Annotated in this window: 17 protein-coding genes; 8 read left to right on the top strand and 9 right to left on the bottom strand. The window is 72.1% G+C overall.

All coding sequences use genetic code 11. From position 1 onward, the window contains the following. Positions 1-128: 128 nt before the first annotated feature. Entirely contained in the window at positions 129-1,238 is a 1,110-nt protein-coding gene (locus ACIQZO_RS30550; protein ID WP_403632178.1) for an FAD-dependent monooxygenase, read from the bottom strand. A gap of 177 nt (positions 1,239-1,415) precedes the next feature. On the opposite strand from ACIQZO_RS30550, the gene ACIQZO_RS30545 reads away from it, so the two are divergent. Both ACIQZO_RS30545 and ACIQZO_RS30540 read left to right on the top strand, forming a co-directional pair. Then, entirely contained in the window at positions 1,416-2,366 is a 951-nt protein-coding gene (locus ACIQZO_RS30545) for a GntR family transcriptional regulator (RefSeq protein WP_403632175.1), read from the top strand. A gap of 10 nt (positions 2,367-2,376) precedes the next feature. Continuing rightward, positions 2,377-3,588 carry a DUF1266 domain-containing protein gene (locus ACIQZO_RS30540; RefSeq protein ID WP_403632172.1) on the top strand — a complete coding sequence of 404 codons (1,212 nt, stop codon included), beginning with the start codon at positions 2,377-2,379 and terminating at the stop codon, positions 3,586-3,588. A gap of 87 nt (positions 3,589-3,675) precedes the next feature. On the opposite strand, the gene ACIQZO_RS30535 is transcribed toward ACIQZO_RS30540, so the two are convergent. From ACIQZO_RS30535 to pdhA, 6 genes are all read right to left on the bottom strand, one after another. Next, complete coding sequence (locus ACIQZO_RS30535; protein ID WP_403632169.1) at positions 3,676-6,444, bottom strand: PKD domain-containing protein; 2,769 nt, start codon at positions 6,442-6,444, stop codon at positions 3,676-3,678. A 169-nt stretch (positions 6,445-6,613) separates the two neighbouring features. Then, complete coding sequence (locus ACIQZO_RS30530; protein WP_403632166.1) at positions 6,614-7,378, bottom strand: hypothetical protein; 765 nt, start codon at positions 7,376-7,378, stop codon at positions 6,614-6,616. A gap of 47 nt (positions 7,379-7,425) precedes the next feature. Next, complete coding sequence (locus ACIQZO_RS30525) at positions 7,426-8,037, bottom strand: hypothetical protein (protein WP_403632163.1); 612 nt, start codon at positions 8,035-8,037, stop codon at positions 7,426-7,428. Between the two features lie 113 nt (positions 8,038-8,150). Continuing rightward, positions 8,151-9,584 carry a dihydrolipoamide acetyltransferase family protein gene (locus ACIQZO_RS30520; protein WP_403632161.1) on the bottom strand — a complete coding sequence of 478 codons (1,434 nt, stop codon included), beginning with the start codon at positions 9,582-9,584 and terminating at the stop codon, positions 8,151-8,153. A gap of 12 nt (positions 9,585-9,596) precedes the next feature. Beyond that, positions 9,597-10,577: an alpha-ketoacid dehydrogenase subunit beta gene (locus tag ACIQZO_RS30515; RefSeq protein ID WP_403632158.1), complete on the bottom strand. Its 981-nt coding sequence runs from the start codon at positions 10,575-10,577 to the stop codon at positions 9,597-9,599. Beyond that, the gene (gene pdhA / locus ACIQZO_RS30510; protein ID WP_403632156.1) at positions 10,577-11,779 is read right to left on the bottom strand and encodes a pyruvate dehydrogenase (acetyl-transferring) E1 component subunit alpha; all 1,203 of its coding nucleotides are present in this window, start codon (positions 11,777-11,779) and stop codon (positions 10,577-10,579) included. Before pdhA ends, ACIQZO_RS30515 begins: the two co-directional genes overlap by 1 nt. 327 nt (positions 11,780-12,106) lie before the next feature. Between pdhA and ACIQZO_RS30505 the strand changes: the two genes are divergently transcribed. Then, on the top strand, positions 12,107-12,766 hold the full coding sequence (locus tag ACIQZO_RS30505) for a response regulator (protein WP_403632154.1): 660 nt from the start codon (positions 12,107-12,109) through the stop codon (positions 12,764-12,766). On the opposite strand, the gene ACIQZO_RS30500 is transcribed toward ACIQZO_RS30505, so the two are convergent. Together ACIQZO_RS30500 and ACIQZO_RS30495 are read right to left on the bottom strand one after the other, a co-directional pair. Beyond that, entirely contained in the window at positions 12,733-13,128 is a 396-nt protein-coding gene (locus tag ACIQZO_RS30500; RefSeq protein WP_403632152.1) for a hypothetical protein, read from the bottom strand. The genes ACIQZO_RS30505 and ACIQZO_RS30500 overlap by 34 nt on opposite strands. A 15-nt stretch (positions 13,129-13,143) precedes the next feature. Then, positions 13,144-14,742, bottom strand: coding sequence for a protein kinase (locus ACIQZO_RS30495; RefSeq protein WP_403632149.1), 1,599 nt, complete (start codon positions 14,740-14,742; stop codon positions 13,144-13,146). A 229-nt stretch (positions 14,743-14,971) separates the two neighbouring features. On the opposite strand from ACIQZO_RS30495, the gene ACIQZO_RS30490 reads away from it, so the two are divergent. The 5 genes from ACIQZO_RS30490 to ACIQZO_RS30470 all read left to right on the top strand — a co-directional run bounded on the left by ACIQZO_RS30490 (position 14,972) and on the right by ACIQZO_RS30470 (position 21,680). Next, positions 14,972-16,636: a protein kinase gene (locus ACIQZO_RS30490; RefSeq protein WP_403632146.1), complete on the top strand. Its 1,665-nt coding sequence runs from the start codon at positions 14,972-14,974 to the stop codon at positions 16,634-16,636. Between the two features lie 142 nt (positions 16,637-16,778). Further along, positions 16,779-17,306, top strand: coding sequence for a hypothetical protein (locus tag ACIQZO_RS30485; RefSeq protein ID WP_403632144.1), 528 nt, complete (start codon positions 16,779-16,781; stop codon positions 17,304-17,306). Between the two features lie 96 nt (positions 17,307-17,402). Continuing rightward, entirely contained in the window at positions 17,403-18,053 is a 651-nt protein-coding gene (locus ACIQZO_RS30480) for a PadR family transcriptional regulator (protein ID WP_403632142.1), read from the top strand. A 25-nt stretch (positions 18,054-18,078) separates the two neighbouring features. Further along, positions 18,079-18,825, top strand: coding sequence for an ABC transporter ATP-binding protein (locus ACIQZO_RS30475; RefSeq protein WP_403632139.1), 747 nt, complete (start codon positions 18,079-18,081; stop codon positions 18,823-18,825). 101 nt (positions 18,826-18,926) lie between these two features. Further along, the gene (locus tag ACIQZO_RS30470; protein WP_403632205.1) at positions 18,927-21,680 is read left to right on the top strand and encodes an ABC transporter permease; all 2,754 of its coding nucleotides are present in this window, start codon (positions 18,927-18,929) and stop codon (positions 21,678-21,680) included. The last annotated feature ends 75 nt before the right edge of the window (positions 21,681-21,755 follow it).

Genomic DNA, 21,755 nt, shown 5'->3' with positions numbered 1-21,755 from the left:
GGGGGGGGGGGGGGGGGGGGGGGGGGGGGGGGGGGGGGCGGGGGGGGGGGGGGGGGGCCGCGGCCCCCCCCCCCCCCCGCGACCGTGCGGCGGCCGCCCGCCCTCCCGCCCGCCCGCCTCCCGCTGGTTCAACCGTCCAGTGAGATCGCGTTCTTGGCCCGGGTCACCGATTCCTCCGGGGCGGGGGCGCCCGGGTTCTCCGTCGCCAGCGCCTGGTTGAGGGTGACGAAGGGGCGCATCCGCTCCTCGTAGCGGGCGTACGCGGTGAGGTGGTCGCCCGGTGTCCGAGCGAGGCTGTCGGCCAGGACGTGGGCACCCACCAGGGCCAGGCTGGTGCCCTGCCCCGCGAGGGGGGAGGGGCAGTAACCGGCGTCGCCGAGCAGGGCCACCCGGCCCCGTGACCAGGTGTCCATGCGGATCTGGGCCATCGCATCGCAGTAGAAGTCGGGTGCCTTGCGGGCGGCCTCGGCCAGGCGGGCCCCTTCCCACCGCAGCGACTGCAGCCTCTCGACGACGATCCGCCGCAGGGCGTCGGCGGGACGCAGCTCCGGGGGCAGCGGGGTGGACTCGAAGCCGAAGGCGATCCGGAGTTCGGTGTTCTCGCGCACCGGCATGATGCCGAAGCCCATGTCCCCGTCCCGCAGCCACATCTGCCAGTCCTCCAGCGCGAGGAAGTTGTCCGCGCCGAACACCGAGAGGTAGCTGCCCAGGTGGTGGACGAAGTCCTCCTCGGGACCGAAGGCCAGGCGCCGCACGGTCGAGTGCAGGCCGTCCGCCCCGACGACGAGGTCGAAGGTGCGCGGCGCCGCGTGCGTGAACCGGGCGCGTACGCCGCTCGCGTCCTCGTCGAGCCCGGTGACGCTGTCGCCGAAGAGGTACTCGACGTCCGCGCGGGTGTGATCGTGAACCATCCGCACCAGATCCTCGCGCAGCACCTCGATGTCCTCGCCGTCGAGCCGGCCGCTGCTGAAGGTCGACTCGGTGGAGCGGTCCACCTCGCTGCCGTCGGGGCCGAGGATCGACATGCCGCGCATCCGGGTGCGTACGCGGCTCGCCCGGTCCAGCAGGCCCATGCGGTCCACGACCTCGAGGGCGACTCCGCGGATGTCCACGGCCTGCCCGCCGGCGCGCGGGCCGGGGGCGCGCTCGACGACGGTGGGCTCGAAGCCGTGCCGGCGCAGGCGGTGGGCGAGGACGGGCCCGGCGATCCCGCCGCCGGAGACGAGTACGGTCCGCATGAGGTGCTCCTTCGCTGATCAGAACCTGGTCTGTACGCTGTACGCACACTGAATGTACGACGTACGCACAGGGTCCTCAATCACCGAAATGACCCGCCTGTACTAGGTCAGATAGGCTCCGGCAGGCATCGCCGCTGCTAACCTCTGCACTAGTACAGAAGCGAAGGGCGGCAGAACGTGACGCACACCACAGGCGCGGCCGGGGATCCCCCCTACCTGCGCATCGTCGCCACGATCCGGCGGCGCATCGCGGACGGTGAACTCGCCCCCGGGGACCGGGTCCCCTCCACCCGGCAGATCGCCGCGCAGTGGGGCGTCGCGCTCGCCACCGCCACCAAGGCCCTGACCACCCTGCGCCTGGAGGGTCTGGTCGAGGCCCGTCCCCGGATCGGCACGGTCGTCGCGGGAAACACCGCCCCCGCCGCCGCACCCCCCGGACGGCCCGCACCCGCCCCGGACACCGAGCAGGAGCTGACCCTCGAACGGATCGTCCGCAGCGCCATCGCCATCGCCGACGCCGAAGGGCTCGCGGCGCTGTCCATGCGAAGTGTCGCGGCCCGGCTCGGCGTCGCCGCCATGTCGACCTACCGGTACGTCCCGAGCAAGGAGGACCTGCTCCTGCTCATGGCCGACGCCGCGTTCGGCGAGGAGTCGTATCCCGCCGACGCCCCCGCGCACTGGCGGACGCGCATCGAGGTCGGCGCCCGGACCCTGTGGCGCCTGTACCGCAAGCACCCGTGGCTGAGCAGGATCAGCTCCCTCACCCGCCCGCTGCTCCTGCCCAACCTGCTGGTCCACGGCGAGTGGATCCTGGGCGCCCTCGACGGCCACGGGCTCGACCCGACCACCCTCTTCGACATCCACGTCCTGCTCTACAGCCACGTACACGGCATGGCGGTGCACCTGGAGATGGAGTCCGACGCCGAAGCCGCCACGGGTCAGTCGGAGGACCAGTGGATGGACAGCCGCACCCCCGTCCTGCGGGAACTGGTGGACTCCGGCCGCTTCCCGACCTTCGCCAAAGTGGTCGGATCCTTCGAGGACGGTTACGACCTGCGGCTCGACGCGCTCTTCGAGTTGGGCCTCGGGGCCCTCCTCGACGGACTGACCCCCGTGATCGAAGGCTAGGCTCGGCCGTATGGGGACCTGGATCGCGCCGAGCGTCATCGAGAGAGAGCTGTACGAGGCCAAGGCCGCCGGTGACTGGGCCGCGTACTTCGACGTGCTGGCCCGTACGCCGCTGTACGTGGCGCAGCCCCGCGGGCAGTCCGACGCGCACCCCGGCTCGGTGTTCTTCCACGCCACCCCGGACCGGATGCTCGTGGTCCACACCGCCGGCATGCTGCCCGCCCCCACCCCCGAGACGGTCTTCGAGTCCCGCAGCCTGCGCTGGTTCGCCGAGGTCTGGGCCGCCGACGACCCGGCCTTCCTCGCCGTGAACCCGCAGTCCCCCTCCGAGGCCTACCTCACCACCACCCCGGCCGACCTGGCCCGCTGGCGCGCGCACGCCGAGGGCTCCGCCCACTACGGCCTGCCCGAGGGCAAGGTCCACGCCCTCTTCACCGGCGGCCCGCTGCACGGGCCAGTCGCCCACGGCCTCGCCGTCGGCAGCCATCTCGCCGTGACCAACGGCGAGTTCTGGAACTCCCTCGCCTACCACGGCAGCGGCTACCAGTACGAGCGCCGCCGCGTGGCGAAGAGCTGGAGCATCACCGAACGCTCCGACTGGCTGTCCACCCTGGAGACCCTGCTGACCGCGGAGATGGTCAGCCCCGTCTGGGAGTACGCGCTCCGCGTCCGCCGCGCCCTCGCCTCCGACTTCGCCGGGGCCGTGGACGTGGAGCACTGGCGGCACGCCGCCGAGGCGAGCCTGCGCCGCAACGCCGAACGCGCCGCCGAGCCGCAGCTCACCCCCGACGGGGTGACCGTCGCGCAGCCGCGCCCCACCGCGGAGGTGGAGGGGGAGATAGCAGGCGTCAGACGCCTCATCGGCCGCATCGCCCGCTACGAGCAGCGCTTCCGGGCCGACGGACTGCTGCCCGAGGACGGCTGGGTCCGCTCGGTGGAGGGCTGGGACATCGGCCGGGCCTCGCAGATGGCCCGCTGGGGCGTCGGCTGCCGCTACGGGACAGTCGCCGAGGCGGAGCGGGCCGTACTGCGCGCCGGGGAGGCGGCCCGGGACACGTACCGCTCGTGGGAGGAGTTCTCCGCCGGGTACGTCCTCGGCCGGTGCCTGCACTTCGACGAGGAGGAGTTCGGCACCTGGTACACCACCGCCCTCGTCGCCCACCTCGCGCTGACGAACGACCCGGCCAGCCCCTGGCGCAACATTCCCTGGAACCTCGGGTAGCCGCTCGTCGCGGCGCCGCTGAACCGAACGCGGACAGCACGGAGCCCCGGTCCCCGCACACGGCGGGGGCCGGGGCTCCGTGCTGTCCTAGCCCTGGGTGAAGTAGCCGAGCAGGTCGGCGATCACGTGGTTGGGACCGCCCCAGGGGCCGTTGTAGACGGTGAACTTGCCGTCCGCGACCGGGGTCGTCACGTGGTTCGGGACGGTCAGAGCCGGCAGCGTCTGCAGGCTGCTCGCCTCCGGACGGGCCGAGCCGAAGCCGTACGCGGTCAGGAAGCCGGCGCCGGTGCTCTCGGTCGCCGTCAGGTTCACCACCGCGCCCACCGCGCCGGCCGGCACGCCGGACACGGTCGTGGTCGCGCCCGCGGCGAGCTTGCCCGTCGTACGGGTGTCCGCGAGGCGCTTGGGCACGACCGGCATGTACAGCGCCTTGCCGTCCTTGCCGTAGTAGCCCACCGCGTCCACGATCAGGTGCGCGGAACCGGCGTGGTTGTACAGGGTGATCGTCCCGTTCGGGCCGACCGGCACGATGGCCTGGTTCGACTTGGCCTTGCCGGGCTCCGGGTTCAGGTTCGACGCAGGCTCGGGCCGCTTCGCCGGGTCGGGGTAGGCGACCACGAACGAGTTCTGCGTGGCCTCGGTGCTCGTCAGGTTCACCGCGACGGCCTTGGCGTCGGCCGGGATCCCGGCGACGCCCGCGACCTTGACGGTACGGGTGGTGCCGCCGGCCACCGCGCCGCCCGCGCCCGGGGTGCGGGTGTCCGCGAGCCGGGCCGGGGCGACGGGGCTGAACTTCTCCCCGGTGCCCGGCTGGTAGTAGCCGACGAAGTCCACGATCACGTCGGCCTTGCCCGCGTTGAGGTAGAACCAGACCTGGCCGTCCTTGCCGACGGGGACGGTCACCGTGTTGGACACGGTGCCGCCCCCGCGGGCGTTGAGGTTCGAGGTCGTCGGCCGGTCCTCGCGCGCCGGGGTGACGTTGAGGAAGGCGTCCTGGGTGACGTTGGTGAGGGTCACGTTGATGACCGCCGCGGACATGGCGCCCGAGGCGCTGCCCGCCGGGTTGACCCCGATCGGCATGCCGACCGGGGTGGAGACTCCGCCCTGCAGGCTGACGCCGTGGTTGATGCGGCTGTCCTGCAGACGGAAGGGCGCGGTGGCCACGTAACCGGCGCGGGCGTAGTCCACGCGCACGGTCCGGGTCGTCGTGGCCTGGTTGCCCTTGACGTCGAAGAGCCTGACGGTCACTTGGTGGTCACCCGGCCGCGTGTAGCTGTGCTTGACGGTGGCCAGACCGTCGAACCGCTCGTAGTAGCCCTCGCCGTAGTCCACCTCGGTGCGCTCCACCGGCCACGGCGTCGCCGAGGCCGAGGGGTCGAAGGAGACGGTCAGTGGGGGGAGGTGGCCTGTGTCGGCCGGGCCCGGCAGGACAGGCGTGTCCGTGAAGACCGCCGTCAGCGGGGTCGCCGGGGTCACCTTGACCGTCTTTCGGTCGGTGACCTTCTCGCCGGCGCCGTTGACGGCCGTCACCCCGATCACGTAGTCGCCCGGCTTGCCGTAGACGTGCGTGGCCAGGCCGTGGGCGCCCGCGCCCTGCCGGGTGACGACCGGTTCCGTCCCGTCGCCGAAGTCGATGTGGTAGCTGATCTCGGTGGGCCAGCGGCTGTCTGAGACGGCCTGCACTTCCACCTTCGTGCCGACCGGCGCCCAGGTCTGGTCGACGTGCAGCCAGGTCTGGCTCAGGCCGTCGTCGGTCTCGTAGGCGCCGCGGTCGATGTACCCGCCGTTCTTCCCCGTATTGGGCACCCCGGGGTCGTCCCCGGTCGGTGTCCTGTTGATGTCGCTCGGCAGTACGCCCGGAGCGGTCGGGTCGCCGGAATCGATGGTCGGGGAGCCTTCGACCGGACCGACCCCGTCCTGACCCGGGGTCAGGATGTCGTGCCCGCCCTGACCGGTCGCGGCGTGGAACGCCGCCGGGTCCGGGTACGTGCTGCCGGCCCAGCTGTACGGCACCTGCACGGGGGCGACCGGAACGCCGGTGACCAGGTTGTAGTCGGCTACGGTGCCCGCGGTGGCGCTCTGCGCGACCAGGATGGCGTTGCGCGGTTCGTCGGTCTTGCAGTAGCTGCTGCGGACCTCGGTCAGGACCACGTTGTTGAACAGACCGGAGCCCGTCGAACCGCCCCCGATCGAGAGGGCGGTCGCGCAGTAACCGTAGACCGTGTTGTTGGTGACGACGGTGCCGGGCGCGTCGACCGCCGCGACCGCCGGCTGTGCCGCGCCGGTGATGCGATTGCGGCTGAGCACGGTGCCCCGCGAGCCGCCCTCGATCCGGACACCGACCAGATCGCTCCGGCCGATGCGGACGTCCTTGCTCGCCCCGTCGACCACGACGGAATCGAGCCGGCCCCGCACGGCACGGATCCGGTCCAGCCCGACATCGGAGGAACCGCTGATCTGAACGCCGCCGCGGGCGAACAGGCTGCCGAACTGCACGTGGGAGGCACCCCGGACGGTCAGCAGTTTGCCGAGATCGGCCTGCTGGCCCTCCCACTCGTCCTCGGCGACGAAGCTGATCGGCTTGCCCGGCGCTCCCGAGCGGTCGATGGTGACGGCCTCGTCGTACGACCTCCCCGGCTTGATCCGGACGGTCTGCCCCGGGGCCACGGCCTTGACGGCCGCCGAGATCGTGCAGTACGGGACGGCCTGCGTACCGGCTCCGGTGTCGGAACAGTTGGAGCCGTCGCGGTTGTTCACGTAGAGGCTGGTCGGGGTCTCGGCGGCCGCGGCCGCCGGAACACCGAGAAGGGTGACGAGACCTGCGGTCAGCAGGACCGTCGTGCGAGTGGGACGCACCAGTGGGGTTCCTTCGTGGAGAGAGGCGTGGTGTCACGAAGGTTCCTGCGGCGCCGCACGACCGGTAGACGTCCTGTTCCCCCAGCGACAGTCGGGCGCACGCAGCCCCCCGCGTACTGCGTTCAGTATCCAGCGTCCGAAAGTCGATGTCACGCGATCTTTTCCCGGACTACGGAAGGTGCGGCCGGACCGCCGCCCAGGCGTCGACCGCGGACGCCAGGGGGTCGGCGTCCGCGAGGTGGGGGCGGACGAGGACCAGCCACGGGATCAGGCCCTTGATCCGGCGTAGATGCCGGATGCGGTGGTACGGGAGGTCGCGCCAGACGCCGCCCTGCGCCGCGGCGTGCTCCGGGGTGAGGTCCATCAGCTCCAGCAGCTCCTGGCACAAGGCGGCCGGGTCGCCGCCCCGGTCCGGGCCGAACTGCTGGATCAAGTACGCCTGTACACAGGCCAGTTCGGGCGCCCTGAGCAGATCGGGCACGCCCTCGGCCCGCGCGCAGCGGTGGGTGGCGGTCAGCGCGATCCGGCCCCAGCGCAGCCGGATCCCGTCCGGCAGCCGCTCGTCCCGCATCCGCACGCCGGCCAGGACCCGCAGGGTCCGCGGGTGCGGCTCCTCCCGCAGCGGCGGGTCGGCGGCCAGCCAGGCCTCCAGGTCCTCCAGCGAGTGCCCGTCGGGCGGTACCGAGGTCAGCACCTGGCCCCGGGTGAGCAGCGCGACCATGGCACCCGCGAGGTGGACCTTTGCGATGTGCCCGGCGTCGAAGGAGCCGACGACCCGCCCGTGGCGCTCGATGTGGCGCAGGCCGATCCTGGACTCCCCGACGGCGTAGACCTGTCCGGCCCGCGCCACCCCGCCGACGCACCGGACCACGCACACGCCGCCCGTGACGTCGGCCTCCTCGACGGAGTACACCTGCAATTCGGCGATGGACACCCCGGCCCCCTTCCCGGGCGGAGGTTACCTCCCGGGGGCACCCCGGTTCACCGGGATGGCGCTTCGAGCACCAGGCGGCGCTCCAGTTCCTGCTGCGTGGTCACGTCCAGGCTGCCCCGGGAGAGGCGGGCGAAGGCGTCGAGCATCTCCTCGTCGGTGCCCTCGCGGAAGACGAGCCGGCCGGTGGGCCCGGCCGTGCCGGCGTCCGGGGTCCACTCGTAGCGCAGGCGCTCGATCTCGCGCGTCAGCCCGGTCCTTGCCGCGGCCTCCTGGCGCCAGGCGACGGCCGCGGCCAGCTCCGGATCGGCCCGCCAGCCTCGGGGCAGGGAGAGGTTGTAGCCCGGCCGATTCCCCAGGGCGGCGTGACCGGCCTCCAGCAGCCCGGCGGCCACTGCGGCCGGATCGGCCACGCCCGCCCGCACCTGGAGGCAGTCGAGCGCCACGGGGCGGTCGCTGTCGGCACGCCCCCACCACAGGGCGCGGGCCAGGATCCGCCCGTCCTCGTCCTCGGCGAGCCAGATCCACTCGGGGCGGAACCGGTTCCCGGCGAGCTCCTCACGGATCCGTTCGGCGGTCAGGGCGGGCACGGGACCGTCGGCGGGATGGGCGACGGCGCGGTCCAGGTCTGCGGGGTCCGCGGTGGCGGCTCGAAAGATCATCCGGTGATGATCACATGACCCGCCCGCCCCCTACGAGGGACTTGGCCCGGGAACGGCCGATGGCCGGGCCCCTGGGAGGAGACCGGCCATCGGTGGGTGTCGTGAGGTGTCCGCTACGCCCAGGTGACCAGGCGGCGGGGGTGTTCCAGGACCGCCGCGATGTCGGCCAGGAAGCGGGATCCGAGCTCGCCGTCGACGAGGCGGTGGTCGAACGACAGCGCCAGGGTGGTGACCTGCCGCGGCTTGACCTTGCCCTTGTGGACCCACGGCTGGAGCTTGATCGCACCGACCGCGAGGATCGCGGACTCGCCCGGGTTCAGGATGGGCGTACCGGTGTCGACGCCGAAGACGCCGACGTTGGTGATGGTGATCGTGCCGTTCTGCATGTCCGCCGGGGAGGTCTTGCCGTCGCGGGCCGTGGCGACCAGCGAGGACAGCGACTCCGACAGCTCGCCGAGGGTCTTGGCGTGCGCGTCCTTGATGTTCGGGACGATCAGCCCGCGCGGGGTGGCCGCCGCGATGCCCAGGTTGACGTAGTGCTTGAGCACGATCTCCTGGGCGGCCTCGTCCCAGGACGCGTTGACGTCCGGGTTGCGGTGGATGGCCACCAGGACGGCCTTCGCGATGAGCAGCAGCGGGTTGATCCGCAGCCCCGCGAGGTCCGGGTCGTCCTTGAGCTCCTGGACCAGCTTCATCGTGCGCGTCACGTCGAGCGTGACGAACTCGGTGACGTGCGGCGCGGTGAAGGCCGACTGGACCATCGCCTGCGCGGTGACCTTGCGGACGCCCTTGACCGGGATACGGGTCTCCCGCGCCGAGGCGTCGGCCGCGGGAGCGGCGACGACCGCGACGGGCGCGACCGCCGGCGCCGGAGCCGCGGCGGGGGCGACGGCCTGCACGGGGAGCGCCGCGGCGGCCGCCGCGTGGACGTCCTCCCGGGTCACGACCCCGCCGTCGCCGGTGGGAACCACCGAGGCCAGGTCGATGCCGAGGTCCTTGGCGAGCTTGCGCACCGGCGGCTTGGCCAGCGGCCGCTCACCGGTCGGCTGCGCCGGAACGGCGGGAAGCGGCGCCGGTGCGGCCGGGACCGCGGGGGCGGCCGGGGCCACCGGGGCGGCCGAGCCGTTCTGTGCGGCCGTGCCGGCCGGAGCCTTGCGCGGGCGGCGCTTGGTGGAGGCGGTGGAGACTCCGTAGCCGACCAGGACGGGCTGGCGCGCCTCGGGGGCGGGCTCGGCCGGGGCCTCGGCGACGACGGCCGCGGCCGCCTCGGGAACGGCGGCCACCGCCGCCTCGGCGCCGGCGTCACCCGCGGTCTGCACCGAGATGATCACCTGGCCGACGTCGACGGTGGTGCCCTCCTCGAAGAGGAGGGCGTGCACGACACCGTCGAACGGGATCGGCAGTTCCACGGCGGCCTTGGCCGTCTCGACCTCGCAGACGACCTGGCCGTCGGTGACCGTGTCGCCGGGCTGGACGAACCACTTGAGGATCTCGGCCTCGGTGAGGCCCTCGCCCACATCGGGCATCTTGAATTCGCGGATGGTCATGACGCGGGTCTCCTAGTACGCCAGCGAGCGGTCGACGGCGTCGAGCACCCGGTCCAGGCCGGGCAGGTACTCGTCCTCCAGGCGGGCCGGCGGGTACGGGGCGTGGAAACCGCCCACGCGCAGGACCGGCGCCTCCAGGTGGTAGAAGCACCGCTCCGTGATGCGGGCGGCGACCTCCGCGCCCACGCCGAGGAAGACCGGCGCCTCGTGGACGACCACGAGCCGGCGGGTCTTCTCGACCGAGGCCTGGATCCCGTCGAAGTCGACCGGGGACATCGAGCGCAGGTCGAGGACCTCCACCGACTTGCCCTCCTCGGCGGCCGCGGCCGCGGCCTCCAGGCAGACCTTCACCATCGGGCCGTAGGCGGCCAGGGTGACGTCCGAGCCCTCGCGGCTCACGCGCGCCTTGTGCAGCTCACCGGGGATGGCGTCGAAGTCGACCTCGCCCTTGTCCCAGTAGCGGCGCTTCGGCTCGAAGAAGATCACCGGGTCGTCGCTGAGGATCGCCTGCTGGAGCATCCAGTAGGCGTCGCTCGCGTTCGAGGGGGAGACCACCTTGAGGCCCGGCACGTGCGCGAAGAGCGCCTCGGGGGACTCGCTGTGGTGCTCGACCGCGCCGATGCCGCCCGCGTACGGGATGCGCACGACGACGGGCATCTTGATCTTGCCCAGGGCGCGGGCGTGCATCTTCGCGAGCTGCGTGACGATCTGGTCGTACGCGGGGAAGACGAACCCGTCGAACTGGATCTCCACGACCGGCCGGTACCCGCGCAGGGCCAGGCCGATGGCGGTACCGACGATGCCCGACTCGGCGAGCGGGGTGTCGATGACCCGCTCCTCGCCGAAGTCCTTCTGCAGGCCGTCGGTGATCCGGAAGACGCCGCCGAGCTTGCCGACGTCCTCACCCATGATCAGGACCTTGGGGTCCTGCTCCAGCGCCTTGCGCAGCGACTCGTTGAGCGCCTTGGCGATCGACATCTTTTCGACAGCCATCAGTGACCCTCCTCGAAGGACGCGAGGTAGGCGGCGAACTGGGCGCGCTCCTCGTCGACGAGCGCGTGCCCGTCCGCGTAGACGTTCTCGAAGATCGCCATGGTGTCCGGGTCGGGCATGGCGCGCACGGCCTCGCGCACCCGCTTGCCCATCGCCTCGCTCTCCGCCTCCAGCTCCGTGAAGAACGCCTCGTCGGCGCCTCCGGTGGCCAGCAGGTGGGCCTTCAGGCGCAGGATCGGGTCCTTCGCCTCCCAGGCCGCCGTCTCCTCGTCCCGCCGGTACTTGGTCGGGTCGTCGGAGGTGGTGTGCGCGCCCATGCGGTAGGTGAACGCCTCGACCAGGGTCGGGCCCTCGCCGCGGCGGGCGCGGTCCAGGGCCCAGCGGGTCACGGCCAGGCAGGCCAGCACGTCGTTGCCGTCGACGCGGACGCCCGGGAAGCCGAAGCCCTGCGCGCGCTGGTAGAGCGGCACGCGCATCTGGCGCTCGGTCGGCTCGGAGATCGCCCACTGGTTGTTCTGGCAGAAGAACACCACGGGGGAGTTGTAGACGGCGGAGAAGGTGAACGCCTCGGCGACGTCGCCCTGGCTGGACGCGCCGTCGCCGAAGTAGGCGATGACCGCGGAGTCCGCGCCGTCCTTGGCCACACCCATCGCGTAACCGGTCGCGTGCAGCGTCTGCGAGCCGATCACGATCGTGTACAGGTGGAAGTTGTTGATGTTCGGGTCCCAGCCGCCGTGGTTCACGCCGCGGAACATGCCGAGCAGGTTGGTCGGGTCGACCCCGCGGCACCAGGCCACGCCGTGCTCGCGGTAGGTCGGGAAGACGTAGTCCTCGTCGTTCAGCGCCCGGGCGCTGCCGATCTGCGCGGCCTCCTGGCCCAGGAGCGAGGCCCACAGGCCCAGCTCGCCCTGACGCTGCAGGGCGGTCGCCTCGCCGTCGAACCGACGGGTCATGACCATGTCGCGGTACAGCCCGCGCAGGTCCTCGGTGGTGATGTCGGCGACGAAGGGGGCGAACTCGGCGTTCTCCGCGTTGTCGACGCGGTCCCCTTCGGGCGTCAGCAGCTGTACGAGCTGAGGTACGGCGTCCTGCGTCTGCGCAGTGGCAGCGGCGGGCTTGGCGGCGGCGTTCGCCGCGCCTGCCGCCCGCTTGGTGCCGCTGCTGCGTCGCGGCTTGCGCGCGGCAGTGCTCTCCACGGTCACGTGTGCTCCTCCGTCGGTCCGGCACCCGGGTTCTCCGGGGTCCAGTGCGGCTCACCTGTATCCGTAACGAGCGCACGGGGTGGGTGCGCGTCGCGTACGGGGATTCAGGCGTGACAGGTGCCCCGGCGAGTGCCCTGCGCAATGCACGTTACCCAGTGCGCCGCATAACTGCGAAACCCCGTTTGACCTGCGTTTTTGCTTGGATTTCCAAGTAAATCCGCAGTGGCGGGAACAACCACTGGTCACAGCCTTGCAGGGGCCGGGAACAACGGCACGTTATCCCGGGTAACTCCGGCAGGGAAGAGGTGAGTGTGTGAAACTGACTTCGTGCGCGAAGACGGAAAAATCAAGGTATTCCTCCTGGACGACCACGAAGTGGTACGTCGGGGCGTCCATGAGCTCTTGTCGGTCGAAAACGACATCGAGATCGTCGGCGAGGCCGGTACGGCCGCGGACGCCTTGGTCCGCATCCCCGCCACCCGTCCTGACGTGGCCGTCCTCGACGTCCGCCTCCCCGACGGCAGCGGTGTGGAGGTGTGCCGCGAGGTGCGCTCCCAGAGCGAGGACGTCAAGTGCCTGATGCTGACCTCGTTCGCCGACGACGAGGCCCTCTTCGACGCGATCATGGCCGGCGCCTCCGGATATGTGCTCAAGGCAATCCGCGGCAACGAGCTGCTGAGCGCCGTGCGCGACGTGGCCGCCGGCAAGTCGCTGCTCGACCCGGTCGCCACCGCGCGCGTGCTGGAGCGGCTGCGCGAGGGCAAGGGCGGTAGGGGCGACGACCGCCTCTCCAACCTCACCGAGCAGGAGCGGAAGATCCTCGACCTGATCGGCGAGGGCCTGACCAACCGCGTCATCGGCGAGCGGCTGCACCTGGCCGAGAAGACGATCAAGAACTACGTCTCCAGCCTGCTCTCCAAGCTGGGCATGGAGCGCCGCTCCCAGGCCGCCGCCTACGTGGCCCGCCTGCAGGCCGAGCGGCGCTGACCACCGCCGCCGCCACGGCGGTGACGCTCCGTGGTGCCGCGGGATCCACGGGATCCCCGGGATCCACGGGCCGCGGCGTTCCCTGAGAATGCATTCCGGTTTTCGGCTACCACCAGGCCTGCAACGGTCGTGTCGTGGTGTACGGGGCCGATCATTTCAATTCCCGTGACCAGCAGCTCCGGTCGGTCCGGTGCACCGGAACGGCGCAGGTCAGCGAACCGACAATCGCCGAACTGGAGTTCTTCGGCCCGGTTCCGCATTTCATCGACGGCGAGATCTTCGACCCCGTCCACCTGCGTATCGAACTTCAGTTCATCACCGTGCACCCGCTCGCCGGGAATCCGGACCGCGCCTTCCGGCACGCGCTCCGAAGCGGGTCATTCCTCCGAGTTGGTACCGCCGCCACCGCCGCCGCCACCGGCGCCCGCGGTCGTATCCGTGGGCTTCGTCGAGGGCTTCGTCGAGGGCGTGGTCGACGGCGACGTCGTGGGCTTCGTCGCCGAGGCGGACGGCGAGGCCGAACCCGTCGGCGTGTGCGACGCCGTGGCCGAGGGCGTCGGACTGAAGCTCTGCGACCGGGAGCGGCTCGGCAGGGGCGAGTTGTCGTTGTTGGACGGGGTGCGCTCCTGCGGCTGCGAGGACGCCGGGACGTTCGGGGCGGTGGACTGGCTCGGCTGCCCGCCCGGGGTGCTCTGGGTGGTCTCCGGCTTCTTCTCGCCCTTGCCCACGGTGTTGACGGCGTACGCCACGCCGCCCGCCACCGCGATGATCGCGAGGACCGCGAACAGCCAGGCCTTCCAGCGGCTGCCGCCGCCACCGCGGTCGTCGTAGCCGTCGTAGCGGTCGTAACCGCCGCTGCCGCCGCCGGGGAAGGCCGAGCCGTCGTCCGGGTTGAGCGCCGGCACCATCGGCTGCTGGAACTGCGAGGTCGAGGCGTGCGCCCCGTACTGCTGCTGACCGCCGCTGCCGCTCATGGGCATGGCCGTGGTGGGGGCTGCGCCGCCGCGCCCGTGCGGCAGGGCCATGGCGACCGGGCCGGTGCTCCAGGTGCCGGTGTTCGGCCCCTGGTCGTGCAGCATCTGGAGCGCGTACTGGACCAGCCCGCGCATCTCCTCGGCGCTCTGGAACCGGTCATCCGGGTCCTTGGCGAGGGAGCGCATGACCAGACCGTCGAGCTCCTGCGGGATGTGCTGACCCTCCGGCAGCTGCGAGGGCGGCACCGGTGCGTCCTGGACGTGCTGGTAGACCACCGAGAGCGGGGTCTCTCCGGTGAACGGCGGGCGCAGCGCGAGCAGTTCGTACAGCAGGCAGCCGGTCGCGTACAGGTCGGAGCGGTGGTCGACGGCCTTACCGAGGGCCTGCTCGGGCGACAGGTACTGCGGGGTGCCCATGACCATGCCGGTCTGGGTCATCGTCGACTGGGCGCCGTGCAGGGCGCGGGCGATGCCGAAGTCCATCACCTTGACCGCGCCGGTCTCGGTGATGATGACGTTCGCGGGCTTGATGTCGCGGTGCACGATGCCGTGCTGGTGCGAGTACGCGAGGGCTTCGAGCACGCCAGAGGTGATGATGAGCGCCTGCTCGGGACCCGGCGCCTCGGCGCTCATCAGCAGGTCGCGAATGGTGCGGCCCTCGACCAGCTCCATGACGATGTACGGGACGGTGTTCGGGCCGACCCGGTCCTCGCCCGAGTCGTACACGGCGACGACCGCGTGGTGGTTGAGTCCGGCGACGGACTGCGCCTCACGCGTGAAGCGCGCCTTGGACACCGGGTCCTCGGCGAGGTCAGCGCGCAGCAGCTTCACGGCGACGGTGCGGCCGAGGCGCACGTCCTCGGCGGCGAACACCTCCGCCATGCCGCCGCGGCCCAGCCGGTGCGTCATCCGGTAACGACCGTCTCCCACCAGGCCGCCTGCGCCCCAGTGCTCAGGACCATCGGTCATCCCGGCGCCGTTTCCATCGGGTTCGGGTGCCATCAGTCCTCGCCGTCGTATCTCTCGGCCGCCGCTCAGCGGTAGTCGTCTTCGTCGGTGCTCCGGTGAACGCTACAGCCTCGGAACCGGTCACCGTTCGGCCAAGCCCACCTGTGCCCGTGTGGTCACGGAACGGGCACCTGGCTTGACGTGTGCTTGCCCTCGGGCAGACTGGGCGCCATATGCGCCCGGCCAGCGGCGTGGGGACACATCCCGAGGGGAAGCAACAGTCATGAGCCAGGACGGCACTCAGGGCCAGTACGCGGGCGGCTCTCTGGCCGGCGGCCGTTACCAGCTAAGGGACTTGCTGGGTGCGGGCGGCATGGCGTCCGTGTACCTGGCGTACGACTCGGCCCTCGACCGGCAGGTCGCCATCAAGACCCTGCACAGCGACCTCGGCCGCGAGCAGTCCTTCCGCGAGCGGTTCCGCCGCGAGGCGCAGGCTGTAGCGAAACTGTCGCACACGAACATCGTCTCGGTATTCGACACCGGTGAAGGCGAAGTGAGGTTCGGCGACGCCCGCGGCGACGGCGCGGTGATGCCGTACATCGTCATGGAGTACGTGGAGGGCCGGCCGCTGGGCTCGGTGCTGGACGAGGACGTACGCCAGTACGGGGCCATGCCCGCCGACCGGGCGCTGAAGGTGACGGCCGACGTACTGGCCGCCCTGGAGACCAGCCACGAGATGGGGCTCGTCCACCGCGACATCAAGCCCGGCAACGTCATGGTGAACAAGCGCGGCGTGGTCAAGGTGATGGACTTCGGCATCGCCCGCGCGATGCAGTCGGGGGTCACCTCGATGACGCAGACCGGCATGGTCGTCGGCACCCCCCAGTACCTCTCGCCGGAGCAGGCCCTGGGGCGCGGCGTCGACGCCCGGTCCGACCTCTACTCGGTCGGCATCATGCTGTTCCAGCTGCTGACCGGGCGGATCCCCTTCGACGCGGACTCGCCGCTGGCCATCGCGTACGCCCACGTGCAGGAGGAGCCGGTCGCCCCGTCCTCCATCAACCGCTCGCTGACCCCGGCGATGGACGCGCTCGTTGCCCGGGCCCTGAAGAAGAACCCGAACGAGCGCTTCCCCACGGCCGCGGCCATGGGCGACGAGGTCGCACGGGTGCTGGGCTCCGGGCAGACCGGGGCGCCGGTCATCGTGCAGGGGCACGGACCACTGAGCAGCGGCGCCGGCGTGGCCTCGGCCGTGTTCCCGCCGGTCGAGTCCGGGTACCAGGCGCCGCCGCAGTCGGTGCAGCAGCCGTACCAGGCCCCGCACGCCCCGACGCCGGCCCCGTACGCGCCGACGCCCGCCCCCCAGCACGCGCAGGGCGGCTACGCCTACCCGCACACGCCCCCGCCGCAGCAGCAGTACGCGCCGCAGACCCCGCCGCCGTACACGATCTCCCCGACCGGGGGGGCGGGCGCGTCGGCGACGGCCGGCGGCGGCGGCAGGCGGAACATGCCGGTGCTCGTGGGCGCCATCGCGGTGGCCCTGCTCGCCGTCGGCGGCCTGATCGCGGCGATCGCGATGAACGGCGACAACAAGGACAAGGGGAAGACGACGGCCGACCCCGGTTCGTCCGAGTCCGCCTCCACCTCCGCCAAGGCCGGCTTCAAGGGTCCGGACACCACGCGCACGATCGACCCGAAGAAGTGCTCGGAGCCGGTGAAGCACTACAGCGAGGCCGGCAAGTACATGGCGCCGGACCTCAAGTACAAGAACCTGCTCTCCGTGAAGGAGTGCATCCAGGCCTCGGGCGGCAAGTACAAGATCGTGAACAAGGACGAGGCCGTGTACGGCAAGGACACGGTGCTGTTCCAGACTCCGGCCGCCAGCGACAAGATCGACAAGGAAGGCACGGAGTACACGCTGACCGTGTCGACCGGCAACCCCGAATAGCGCGCCGCATTTCGAGACACCGACATCCCGGGCACCCTGATGGGGCGCCCGGGATGCCGCTTTTGCCCCACTATGTAAGCCTGGGCGCATATCTCTGACGCGCAGCGAGCAGCTCGGCGGCTCGGGACGGGAGGGGCTCCCCGTGATCCAAGGCTTCCGCCCGCCGCACTGGCTGGCCTGCGCTGCCCTGGCCGCCGCCGCGCTCGTGCCCACGGCCTCCGCGTACGCGGGCCCCTCCCTCGCCCCGGCCCGGCACGCGGCCGCTTCCGCCCTCGCACTCGCCCCCGGCCTCGCACTCGCCCCCGCCTCGCCGGACGACCCCTACGAGGAGCTGGCCGGCAGCGCCGCCGGCGTCGGGCGCGAGCGCCCCGGGCGACCGGTCGGCGAGCCCGCCGATCCGGAGCTGACGGTGGCCTCCCGGCCGCTGCCGGTGCGCCCGCGCACCGAGCCCGCCCCGCTCACCCCGCCCACCCCGCCCACCGCCGTCGCTCCGAGTCCGTTCCCGCAGGCGGATCCGCAGCGCCCGCCGTCGGCGGTCACCGCGCTCGGCACCGACACGAACGACCGGGCCGCCGACCTGGCCGCGCACATACTGCCGCTCGGCACCGGATTCGCCCTGATGGGGCTGGGTCTGGGCTACCTCGGGATGCGACTGCGCCGGGGTATGTGAGCGGGCCCGGCCGACCTCCTCCGGGGGGCGTCCCTCTTGAGGCGTAGGCCTGAGGATGGTTGCGGAGAGTGAACATACTCGGTATACATACTCGGTATGTCGATCCGTCACGGGCTACTCGCCCTGCTGGAACGGGGTCCTCGGTACGGCTCGCAGCTGCGCACCGAGTTCGAATCCCGCACCGGCTCCACCTGGCCGCTCAACGTCGGGCAGGTGTACACGACCCTCGCCCGCCTCGAACGCGACGGCCTCGTCGCCCCCGACGGCGAGGACGCCGCCGGCCACACCCTGTACGCCATCACCGACACCGGACGCACCGAGCTGTTCCAGTGGTACGAACGCCCCGTCGACCGGGCCAACCCGCCCCGCGACGAGCTGTCGATCAAGCTCGCCATGGCCGTCGGCGCCCCCGGTGTCGACATCCGCTCCGTCATCCAGTCCCAGCGGCACGCCACGATCAAGGCGATGCAGGACTACACCCGGCTCAAGGCCACCGCGCTCGCCGCGGTCGAGAGCGGCCGGTCCCGCGAACGCGACGACGTGGCCTGGCTGCTCGTCCTGGAACAGCTGATCTTCCAGACCGAGGCCGAGGCCCGCTGGCTCGACCACTGCGAAGCCCGGCTCGTCCGGCTCTCCCTGCCGGCCGACCGGAGAGCCGCAGATCCCGAACCACCCCAGGCCGCCGCCGAGACCCCGGCACCGACCACCGCCACCCGGCCCCGTACCGCCCGCTCGCGACGTGGCTGAACCACCGTTCCAGGGGGGACCCTCCATGCCTGACCAGCGCAAGTCCCAGCAGCCGGTGCTGCAGTTGGACCAACTCGTCCGCACCCACGGCAGCGGCGCCACCGAGGTGCACGCCCTGCGCGGGATCAACCTCTCCGTCTTCCCCGGCGAACTCGTCGCCGTCATGGGCCCCTCCGGCTCGGGCAAGTCCACCCTGCTCACCCTCGCGGGCGGCCTCGACGCCCCGAGCAGCGGCCGCGTGATAGTCGAGGGCACCGACATCACCACCGCGAGCCGCAAGCAGCTGGCCACCCTGCGCCGCCGCAGCATCGGGTACGTCTTCCAGGACTACAACCTGATCCCGGCCCTCACCGCCGCCGAGAACGTGGCACTGCCCCGGGAACTCGACGGGATCTCCGCCCGCAAGGCCCGCGTCTCCGCGCTCGCCGCGCTCGAGGAGATGGGCCTGGGCCAGCTCGCCGACCGCTTCCCCGACGAGATGTCCGGCGGGCAGCAGCAGCGCGTCGCCATCGCCCGCGCGCTCGTCGGCGACCGCCGCCTGGTCCTCGCCGACGAGCCCACCGGCGCCCTCGACTCGGAGACCGGCGAGTCCGTCCTCGCCCTGCTGCGCAACCGCTGCGACGCGGGCGCGGCCGGCATCCTCGTCACGCACGAGCCGCGGTTCGCCGCCTGGGCCGACCGCGTGGTCTTCCTGCGCGACGGCAGCGTGGTCGACGAGACCCTGCGCAGCCACGCCGACTCCCTCCTCCACGGGCAGGCGGCCGGCCAGTGACCTCTCCCCTCCAGGGCTGGTACCACTCCTGGGTCGCGGCCCTGCGCATCGCGCGACGCGACGCCTGGCGCGCCAAGGGCCGCAGCGCCCTGGTCCTCGCGATGCTCGCCCTGCCGATCGTCGGGGTGAGCGCCGCGGACCTCACCCTGCGCAGCTCCGAGCTCTCCCTCGACCAGATCATCTCCCGCACGATCGGCGCCGCCGACGCCCGCGTGAGCCGGTCGCAGATGGACGGACCCGTCAACCAGAACCCCGACGGCACGAGCCACGCGCCCGTCGGCGGCTACAAGAACTACAACCCCTCGAAGTCCCCGCAGGAGACCACGCAGGAACCGCCGCAGTCCTCCTTCCCGGCCGGGGCGGAGATCATCAAGGACAGCCGCGGCTACGCCAAGGTCCGTACCACGCACGGGCTGCTCGACATCCAGCTGCGCGAAATCGACGCGCACAGCCCGCTGGTGGCGGGCCTGATCACGCTCGACCGCGGCCGGCTGCCCGAGGGCCCGGGCGAGGTCATCGCCACCCAGGCCTTCCTGGATCACTCCGGCTTCTTCGTCGGCTCCTCGGTCACCCCCCGCGGCGCCACCTCCCCCTACAAGATCGTCGGCGCCTACGAGCTGCCGAACAACCTCGACCGGGACGAGATCATCGCCCCGCCCGGGACCCTGTTCGCCCCGCTCGACAAGGCCCTGGAGACCTCCGGAGGGCGCGCGGTGCAGCCCGACGAGAGCTACCTGGTCAAGGTCGGCGGCGCGGGTATCACCTGGGACGCGGTCAAGGCGGCCAACGCCAAGAGCATGATCGTCATTTCTCGCGCCGTCATGCTGGACCCGCCGGCCGACTCCGACGTCCCGCTCTACCGGGACGAGCCGAAGGAGCAGTTCAGCCGCGACGGCGACTCGGCCGTCAAGATGGCTGTCCTGGCCACCGTGGTGGGCCTGGCCATGCTGGAGATCTGCCTGCTCGCCGGACCGGCCTTCGCGGTCGGCGCCCGGCGCTCGCGCCGCCAGCTGGGCCTGGTCGGCGCCAACGGCGGGGACCGGCGCCACATCCGCTCCATCGTGCTCTCCGGCGGCCTGGTCCTCGGCGCCGTCGCCGCGGTCATCGGCACCGTCGTCGGCATCCTGCTCACCGTCGTGCTGCGGCCGATGCTGGAGGAGCAGCTCGGCGAGCGCTTCGGCGGCTACGACTTCCGCCCGCTGGAACTGGCCGGCGTCGCCCTGCTCGCCGTGATCACCGGTCTGCTGGCCGCGATCGTCCCGGCCGTCAACGCCTCCCGGCAGACGGTGCTGGCCTCGCTGACCGGCCGCCGCGGCATCCGCCGCGCCAACCGGGTGCTGCCCGTCATCGGCCTGATCGCCGTCGCCGCCGGCGCCGCGATCGCCCTCTACGGCACCACCTCGCAGCTGGGCACCACCGTCGTGGCGGGCGGCAGCGCCATCGCCGAGCTCGGCATCGTCGCCCTCACCCCGGTCCTGGTCGGCCTGTTCGGCCGGCTCGGGCGGTGGCTGCCGCTCTCGCCGCGGCTCGCGCTGCGCGACGCCGTCCGCAACCGCGGGCGTACGGCACCCGCCGTGGCCGCCGTACTGGCCGCCGTCGCCGGAACGGTCGCGGTGGCCACGTACCAGCACAGCAACGACGTCCAGATGCGCCACGAGTACCAGGCGGAGATGCCGCACGGCACCGGGCAGCTGGTCACCGAGAACAGCGCCTACAAGGAGCTGCCCGCCCTGCGCGAAGCCCTCGTCAGGGACCTGCCCGTGGCGCAGCGCGTGGACATCGACCGGGTGGTCGTCGGCAAGCCGGGCTGTGAGTCGTACTCCACGGACCCCGGCTGCGGCCGCGCCGAGATCATCACGCCCAAGGACCAGCGCTGCCCGCTCTACGAGAACCCCGAAGGCATGGACGCCTTCACCGAGGCCCAGCGCAGGGAACTGCGAGAGGACTGGCGCTGCCAGGAGTTGCAGTCCGGCATGGCGAACTCCTTCATCGTCGCGGACGAGAAGGTGCTGAGCATCCTCGCGGTCACCGACCCGGGCACCGTGTCCGCCCTCAAGGCCGGCCAGGCCGTCGCCTTCGACAAGCGGCAGGTCAAGGACGGCAAGCTCACCCTCCGGCTCGTCGACTCGGCGGCCGCCGACCGCGTGCGCGGCAGCCAGGAGGAACTGCCCGGCCAGGACAAGGTCCTGCCTGTCCACCTGGTACCCGAGTCGGTCCGCGGCTGGGGCATCGACCTGATCCTGCCTCCCTCGGCGGCCAAGGCGGCCGGGCTGGCCACCGCGCCCATGGGCTCGTACTTCACCCTCGACGGGGCGGCCACCACCGAACAGCGCCAGAAGCTGGACGGGGAGATCGACCGGCTGGGCGTGGAGGCCGCGCTGCGCATCGAGGCGGGCTACCAGGGCAACGACAGCCTCGCCATGGTCGCCCTCGCCCTCTTCGCGGGGCTCGTCACCATCGGCGCGGCCGGCATCGCCACCGGGCTGGCCCAGGCGGACGCCGAGGCCGACCTGAAGACACTGGCCGCGGTGGGCGCGGCGCCGCGCGTGCGGCGGACGCTGAGCGGTTTCCAGTGCGGGGTGGTCTCCCTGATGGGCGTCGTCCTGGGCTCGGCGGCCGGGATCCTGCCCGCCGTCGGGCTGCGCCTGACGGAGCAGCGGCAGATGGACGCGCTCTACCGGCACGCCATCGAGCAGGGCTACTCCTCGGCGACAGAACCCCTGCCCTACGTGCCGATCTCCGTGCCGTGGGAGACCCTCGGAGCGCTGGTCGTCCTGGTCCCGCTGGGCGCGGCCCTGCTGGCGGCCCTGGTCACCCGCTCCAGCGGCGCGCTGGCCCGCCGGGCCGCCGCGTAGTCCCTCAGCAGGCTGGTGCCCCCGTACAGGTTGGATCACGACTGTACGGGGGCACACCGTGTGAGTACGGAGGTG

The organism is Streptomyces sp. NPDC097617, assembly GCF_044761485.1.
Taxonomy (GTDB): Bacteria; Actinomycetota; Actinomycetes; order Streptomycetales; family Streptomycetaceae; genus Streptomyces.
This window is presented reverse-complemented; position numbering and strand designations above follow the sequence as displayed.

Coding starts and splice junctions, on each gene's coding strand:
- ACIQZO_RS30480 (WP_403632142.1), top strand. CDS start 17,403: ATGTCGATCCGTCACGGGCTACTCGCCCTGCTGGAACGGGGTCCTCGG.
- ACIQZO_RS30470 (WP_403632205.1), top strand. CDS start 18,927: ATGCTCGCCCTGCCGATCGTCGGGGTGAGCGCCGCGGACCTCACCCTG.
- ACIQZO_RS30540 (WP_403632172.1), top strand. CDS start 2,377: ATGGGGACCTGGATCGCGCCGAGCGTCATCGAGAGAGAGCTGTACGAG.
- ACIQZO_RS30515 (WP_403632158.1), bottom strand. CDS start 10,577: ATGGCTGTCGAAAAGATGTCGATCGCCAAGGCGCTCAACGAGTCGCTG.
- ACIQZO_RS30550 (WP_403632178.1), bottom strand. CDS start 1,238: ATGCGGACCGTACTCGTCTCCGGCGGCGGGATCGCCGGGCCCGTCCTC.
- ACIQZO_RS30490 (WP_403632146.1), top strand. CDS start 14,972: ATGAGCCAGGACGGCACTCAGGGCCAGTACGCGGGCGGCTCTCTGGCC.
- ACIQZO_RS30475 (WP_403632139.1), top strand. CDS start 18,079: ATGCCTGACCAGCGCAAGTCCCAGCAGCCGGTGCTGCAGTTGGACCAA.
- ACIQZO_RS30525 (WP_403632163.1), bottom strand. CDS start 8,037: ATGATCTTTCGAGCCGCCACCGCGGACCCCGCAGACCTGGACCGCGCC.
- ACIQZO_RS30495 (WP_403632149.1), bottom strand. CDS start 14,742: ATGGCACCCGAACCCGATGGAAACGGCGCCGGGATGACCGATGGTCCT.
- ACIQZO_RS30520 (WP_403632161.1), bottom strand. CDS start 9,584: ATGACCATCCGCGAATTCAAGATGCCCGATGTGGGCGAGGGCCTCACC.